Origin of the sequence: Bradyrhizobium vignae, assembly GCF_004114425.1 — a bacterium.
Taxonomy (GTDB): Bacteria; Pseudomonadota; Alphaproteobacteria; order Rhizobiales; family Xanthobacteraceae; genus Bradyrhizobium; species Bradyrhizobium vignae.
Window position 1 is genome coordinate 211860 of sequence record NZ_RDQF01000007.1, and the last position, 6132, is coordinate 217991.

Consider the following 6132-nt stretch of genomic DNA (forward strand, 5'->3'; position numbering starts at 1 on the left):
GGAGGAAACGACAATGGCCACGATCGCATTCATCGGTCTCGGCAACATGGGCGGCCCGATGGCGGCCAACCTGGTCAAGGCCGGCCACAAGGTAGTGGCTTTCGACCTCGTCGAAGCCTCGCGCAATCAGGCCAAGGCCGATGGCGCCAGCATTGCCGAGAGCGCAACCGGCGCGGTGATCGGCGCCGACGTCGTCGTCACCATGCTTCCCGCAGGCAAGCACGTGCTCGGCGTCTGGAACGAGGTCGTGCCTGCCATGACCAAGGGCAGCCTGATCATCGACAGCTCCACCATCGACGTCGAGAGCGCGAGGGCCGCGCATGCGCTCGCCGCCAAGAACGGCGTGCTTTCGGTCGACGCGCCGGTCTCCGGCGGCACCGGCGGCGCCAAGGGCGCAACGCTCACCTTCATGTGCGGCGGCGATGACAAGGCGTTCGCCGCGGCCAAGCCGGTCCTGGAAAACATGGGCAGGAAGATTGTCCATTGCGGTGGCGCCGGCGCAGGCCAGGCCGCAAAAATCTGCAACAACATGATCCTCGGCATCTCCATGATCGCAGTCAGCGAAGCTTTTGCGCTCGGCGAAAAGCTTGGCCTTTCGCACCAGGCGCTGTTCGATGTCGCTTCGACCTCGTCCGGCCAGTGCTGGTCGCTGACGACCTATTGCCCGGTGCCGGGCCCGGTGCCGACCTCGCCGGCCAACAACGACTACAAGCCGGGCTTTGCCTCGGCGCTGATGGTGAAGGACCTGACCCTGGCGCAGGACGCAGCGAAGGCCGCCGGCGCTGCTACGCCGCTCGGCAAGCATGCGCAGGAGATCTATCAGTCTTTCGACGCAGCCGGCCATGGCGGGGTGGATTTTTCCGGAATTATCAAGCACGTTCGCAGCCTCGCTGGAAAATAGCGGGGCTTCGTAGCCCGGATGGAGCGAAGCGAAATCCGGGACAGCTGCTTCCAATTGGCTTAGCAGCCCGCGGATTGCGCTTCGCTCCATCCGGGCTACGCTCGAACATCATTTCGACGGGCCCGGACCATGACGACATTTCAGGAAGCGCGCGCGTTTCTGCTCGATCACCGCACGGACTATGAGGCAGCGGTCAAAGGCTTCCGGTGGCCCGATCCGGCTCCGTTCAACTGGGCCCTGGACTGGTTCGACGCCGAACTGGCGACGAATGCGGACAGCAAGGACCGCCCCGCACTCTGGATCGTCGACGCCGCGCAGGACCGGCAGACAAAGTTGTCCTTCGCTGCGCTCTCGAAGCGCTCCAACCAGGTCGCCAACTTCCTCCGCGCGCAGGGTTTGAAGCGCGGCGATCATCTCCTGTTGCTGCTCGGCAACGTGGTTCCCCTGTGGGAGACGATGCTCGCCGCGATGAAGCTCGGCGTGGTCGTCATTCCCGCGACGACGTTGCTCACCGCCGACGAGCTGCGTGACCGGCTCGATCGCGGCAAGGCGAAGGCGGTGGTGGCTACCGAGGATCAGGTCGCAAAATTTGCGAGCCTTGGTGCCGAGAATACCGTGCGCATCGTGGTCGGCGCAGCCTCGGGCGGTTGGCTTGCGTATGACGAGGCGGCAAAGGCTTCCGAAAGTTTTGCGCCGGACGGTCCGACCAATGCCGACGACCCGATGCTGCTCTATTTCACCTCGGGCACGACGGCGAAACCAAAGCTGGTGCGGCACAGCCAGCGCAGCTATCCGGTCGGTCATCTCTCGACGATGTACTGGATTGGATTGAAACCCGGCGACATCCATCTCAACATCTCCTCACCCGGCTGGGCCAAGCACGCCTGGAGCTGTTTCTTTGCGCCGTGGAACGCGGGCGCGACCGTGTTCGTGGTCGACCAGCCGCGCTTCGACGCCAAGGCGCTGCTCGCCACCATCGGCCGCTGCGGCGTCACCACGCTGTGCGCGCCCCCGACGGTGTGGCGGCTGTTCATCCAGGAGAACCTTGCTTCGTTCAAGGTCGCCTTGCGCGAGGTCTGCGGCGCCGGCGAACCGCTCAACCCTGAAGTGATCGACCAGGTGCAGGCAGCCTGGGGCCTCACCATCCGCGACGGATACGGCCAGACGGAAACGACCGCACTGGCCGGCAACTCGCCGGGTCAGCAGATCAAGATCGGCTCGATGGGCCGGCCACTACCTGGCTATCGCGTGCAGATCAGCGATGCCGACGGCCATCCGGCGAAGGAAGGCGAGGTGACGCTGGTGCTGGGCCCCGATCGCCCCGCGGGCTTGATGCAGGGCTATCAGGGCGACGATGGCAAATTGTCCGGGGCAGAGGGCGCGCTCTATCGTAGCGGCGACGTGGTGTTCGCGGACGAGGACGGCTATCTCACCTTCGTCGGCCGCTCCGACGACGTGTTCAAATCCTCCGACTATCGCATCAGCCCGTTCGAACTGGAAAGCGTACTGCTCGAGCATGAACTGGTCGCGGAAGCAGCGGTGGTGCCGAGCCCGGATCCGATCCGGCTCGCGATTCCGAAGGCTTTCGTGCTGCTGACCTCGGGCGCGGAATGTTCGCCGGAGACCGCGCTGTCGATCTTCAAGCACCTGCACACGCGCCTCGCGCCGTTCAAGCGCATCCGCCGCCTGGAAATCGTCACCGAGCTGCCGAAGACGATCTCTGGCAAAATCCGCCGTGTGCAGCTACGACGGCTCGAACGCGACAATGATCGTAACGATCCGCTGCGCGGCCGGGAATTCCGCGAGGAGGATTTTCCGGAGCTGGCGAAAACTCGGAGTGAGACTTAAGTGAACGAAGTCTGGAAGAAGCCGCCGATTGCCCTGGATGCCTATCAGGCCATGGTCGGCAAGGAGATCGGCGTGTCGTCGTGGCACCTGATCGATCAGCCCCGTATCGACACCTACGCCGACGTGATCGAGGATCACCAGTTCATCCACGTCGATCCGGAACGCGCGAAGAAGGAAACCGCCTTCGGCACCACGATCGCGCACGGTTTTCTGACGATGTCGCTGCTGTCGATCATGTCCTACGAGGTGATGCCCGTGATTGCGGGCACCACGATGGGCGTGAATTACGGCTTCGACAAGCTGCGCTTCATCTCGCCGGTGCGTTCGGGCAAGCGCGTCCGCGGCCGCTTCGTGCTGGCCGAAGCCAAGCTGCGCAAGCCGAATGAATTGCAGTCCCGCACCAACGTCACCGTGGAGATCGAAGGCGAGGACAAGCCGGCGCTCGTCGCCGACTGGCTCGGCCTGATCTATTTCGAGTAGGCTCGAGGCGTCGTTGCCGGCCTTGACCCGGCAACCCATCGCTGGTCAAAAGGCAACCCAGAGCGGGGTTTCCCCTCGCCCCTTGTGGGAGAGGGTGCCTCGCGGAACGCGAGGCGGGTGAGGGGTCTCTCTCCGCGAGCGCATCTGTAGAGAGAGACCCCTCATCCGGCGCTTCGCGCCGCCTTCTCCCACAAGGGCAGAAGGTAAGAAGAATAGAGACCCTTACTCATGGCAATCAGGTTCGACGGACGCGTCGCCATCGTCACCGGCGCGGGCAATGGTCTCGGCAAGGCGCACGCCCTGGGTCTTGCCAGTCGCGGCGCCAGGGTCGTCGTCAACGATTTCGGCGGCGCGCGCGACGGCACCGGCGGCTCGTTGTCGCCTGCGGAGGCCGTGGTCGAGGAGATCCGAAAGGCCGGCGGTACCGCGATGGCGGACGGTGCCGACGTCTCCAATTTCGAGCAGGTCGCCGCGATGGTCGAGCGCGCCACCAGGGAGTGGGGCAGCGTCGATTTGCTGTGTGCCAATGCCGGCATCCTGCGCGACAAGTCGTTCGGCAAGATGGAAGCGGCTGATTTCCAGAAGGTGCTCGACGTGCATCTCTTCGGTACCTTCTATTGCTGCAAGGCGGTCTGGGCCGGCATGCGCGACCGCAATTACGGTCGCATCGTGCTGACCACGTCGTCCTCCGGCCTCTACGGTAATTTCGGCCAGGCCAATTACGGCGCGGCGAAATCGGGCATGGTCGGCCTAATGAACGTGCTGGCCGAAGAAGGCCGCAAGAACAACATCCGGGTCAACATCATCTCGCCGACGGCGGCGACCCGCATGACCGAAGAGCTGCTGCCGCCGCAGGCGCTGCAACTGATGAAGCCCAACGCGATCACGCCCGCGGTCGAGTACATGCTGAGCGAGGATGCGCCCACCCGCACCATCATGGGCGCAGGCGCCGGCTCCTTCGCCGTGATCAAGATTTTGGAGAGCGAAGGCATCAACCTGCCGGAGAGCGAGTGGACGCCGGACGCGATCGCCGCACATTTCGCTGAGATCAGCGACATGTCGAAGGCAAAGGCGCTACAGGGCGCGTTCGAGCAGACGCAGAAATATGTAGCGCAGGCCGCGGCGCGGGCGGGGATCAAGCTCTGACCGACGTCGCCGTCATCGGTGCCGGTCCCGCCGGGCTGATGGCGGCGGAGGTGCTTGCGTTAGGCGGCGCGCGCGTTACCGTCTACGACGCGATGCCGTCCGCCGGCCGCAAATTCCTCATGGCCGGCCGCGGCGGGCTCAATCTCACCCACAGTGAGCCGCTGCCGCAGTTCATGACGCGTTATCGCGAGATGGCACTGAGGCTGCAAGCCGCAATCGAGGCGTTTCCGCCGGACGCATTGCGCGCGTGGAGCGAAGCGCTGGGCGAGCCGACTTTCGTTGGCACCAGCGGGCGGGTGTTTCCCAGGGCGTTCAAGGCGTCTCCGCTGCTGCGGGCCTGGCTGCGGCGGCTCGATACCGCCGGCGTCCGGTTCGCCTTTCGTCATCGCTGGAGCGGTTGGGATGGCGAGGGGCGGCTGCGGTTCCAAGCGCGCGATGGGATGCTTGCCATCGCGGCCGACGCCACCGTGCTGGCGCTCGGTGGCGCCAGCTGGCCACGCCTGGGCTCGGATGGTAGCTGGGCGATGATCCTGGCCGACAAAGGTATCTCGGTCTCCCCGCTGCAGCCTGCCAATTGCGGCTTCACCATCGCATGGTCCGATGTTTTTCGCGCGCGTTTCGAGGGCCAGCCGCTCAAGGGCATTGCACTGAGCTTCGGTCCGCACAGGCTTCGTGGCGAAGCGATCGTCACGCAGGCCGGCATCGAGGGCGGCGCGATCTATGCGCTGTCGGCCGAACTGCGGGAGGCTATCGCGGTGAACGGCGAAGCGCTGCTGCATATTGCTCTGCGCCCCGATGTCGATCAAGCCGAGCTCGTCAAGCGTCTGTCGCCATCGCGCGGCAAGCAATCGTTCTCCAACTTCCTGCGCAAGGCTGCGCAGCTGTCGCCCGTCGCCGTCGGGCTGCTGCAGGAGGCTGTGATCGGTGCGGGACAGTCGCCGTCGGCAATGTCGCCCGAGCGATTGGCCGAGCTCATCAACGCCGTGCCGATCAAGCTCACCGGCGTGGCGCCAATCGCGCGCGCGATATCGAGCGCCGGCGGCATCTCGTTCGACGAAGTCGACGCGGACTACATGATCCGCAAGCTGCCAGGCGTATTCGCCGCCGGCGAGATGCTGGACTGGGAGGCACCGACCGGCGGGTATCTGCTCCAGGCGTCGTTTGCGACCGGTGTCGCCGCGGGCAGGGGCGTGCTGGAGTGGCTCAAGCGCTAACCATCGTCATTGCTGTCGATGTTCAATAATTCGCTGATTGGATCGCGGTGGTCTTGGAAGCGGCGAAAGCCTTGGGAGTTTGTCCTGCCAAGGCCTGATGGGGTCTGTGGTTGTTGTAGTAGACGAGGTACTCGAACAGTTCATTGGCGAAGTGGTCCAGGTTGTCGAAGGTCGTACCCTCGATGACGTCGTCATCGAGGGTACGCCAGAAGCGTTCGACCTTGCCGTTGGTCTGCGGCCGATAGGGCCTGGTGTAGCGGTGTTTGATGCCGAGCTCGAGCAGCATGGCCTCGAATGGATGCTCGGCCGGCTTGGTGCGGGCGGCGAACTCGGCGCCGTTGTCGGACAGGATTTCCTGGAAGACGAGCCCATAGGTGACGTTGAGGGTGTTGATCATCTTCAGGGTCTTGAACATAACCGGCAGCGCCTTCTTGGATGTCAGGACCTCGGCCCAGGCCAGACGCGAGCAGCTGTCGATCAGGCTGATGATGTAGGCCGTGACCGGGGGTGGCGCGAGGAACATATCGCGCGGCAATTGATGCA

Annotated in this window: 5 protein-coding genes and 3 pseudogenes; 5 read left to right on the top strand and 3 right to left on the bottom strand. The window is 64.5% G+C overall.

The features are described from left to right. Positions 1-13 precede the first annotated feature (13 nt). The 5 genes from mmsB to EAV90_RS08945 all read left to right on the top strand — a co-directional run bounded on the left by mmsB (position 14) and on the right by EAV90_RS08945 (position 5589). Positions 14-901: a 3-hydroxyisobutyrate dehydrogenase gene (mmsB, locus tag EAV90_RS08925; RefSeq protein ID WP_129143211.1), complete on the top strand. Its 888-nt coding sequence runs from the start codon at positions 14-16 to the stop codon at positions 899-901. A 129-nt stretch (positions 902-1030) separates the two neighbouring features. Beyond that, on the top strand, positions 1031-2749 hold the full coding sequence (locus tag EAV90_RS08930; RefSeq protein WP_129143212.1) for an AMP-binding protein: 1719 nt from the start codon (positions 1031-1033) through the stop codon (positions 2747-2749). Beyond that, positions 2750-3229, top strand: coding sequence for a MaoC family dehydratase (locus tag EAV90_RS08935; protein ID WP_129143213.1), 480 nt, complete (start codon positions 2750-2752; stop codon positions 3227-3229). A gap of 228 nt (positions 3230-3457) precedes the next feature. After that, positions 3458-4375, top strand: a complete 918-nt coding sequence (locus tag EAV90_RS08940; protein ID WP_129143214.1) for an SDR family NAD(P)-dependent oxidoreductase — start codon at positions 3458-3460, stop codon at positions 4373-4375. Further along, positions 4372-5589, top strand: a complete 1218-nt coding sequence (locus tag EAV90_RS08945; protein WP_129143215.1) for a BaiN/RdsA family NAD(P)/FAD-dependent oxidoreductase — start codon at positions 4372-4374, stop codon at positions 5587-5589. The genes EAV90_RS08940 and EAV90_RS08945 overlap by 4 nt, the downstream gene beginning before the upstream one ends. Before the next feature lie 22 nt (positions 5590-5611). Here EAV90_RS08945 and EAV90_RS41630 read toward each other — a convergent pair. The 3 pseudogenes from EAV90_RS41630 to EAV90_RS41640 all read right to left on the bottom strand — a co-directional run. Next, positions 5612-5800: pseudogene (locus EAV90_RS41630) on the bottom strand (integrase core domain-containing protein); the annotation flags it as partial. Next, positions 5779-5857, bottom strand: a pseudogene (locus EAV90_RS41635) (integrase core domain-containing protein); the annotation flags it as partial. The pseudogenes EAV90_RS41630 and EAV90_RS41635, both read right to left, overlap by 22 nt. Positions 5858-5884: 27 nt before the next feature. Next, positions 5885-6112: pseudogene (locus EAV90_RS41640) on the bottom strand (hypothetical protein); the annotation flags it as partial. Positions 6113-6132: the final 20 nt, after the last annotated feature.

Excerpts from the sequence above, each read along its gene's own strand:
- mmsB (WP_129143211.1), top strand. The coding sequence starts at position 14 with ATGGCCACGATCGCATTCATCGGTCTCGGCAACATGGGCGGCCCGATG.
- EAV90_RS08930 (WP_129143212.1), top strand. The coding sequence starts at position 1,031 with ATGACGACATTTCAGGAAGCGCGCGCGTTTCTGCTCGATCACCGCACG.
- EAV90_RS08940 (WP_129143214.1), top strand. The coding sequence starts at position 3,458 with ATGGCAATCAGGTTCGACGGACGCGTCGCCATCGTCACCGGCGCGGGC.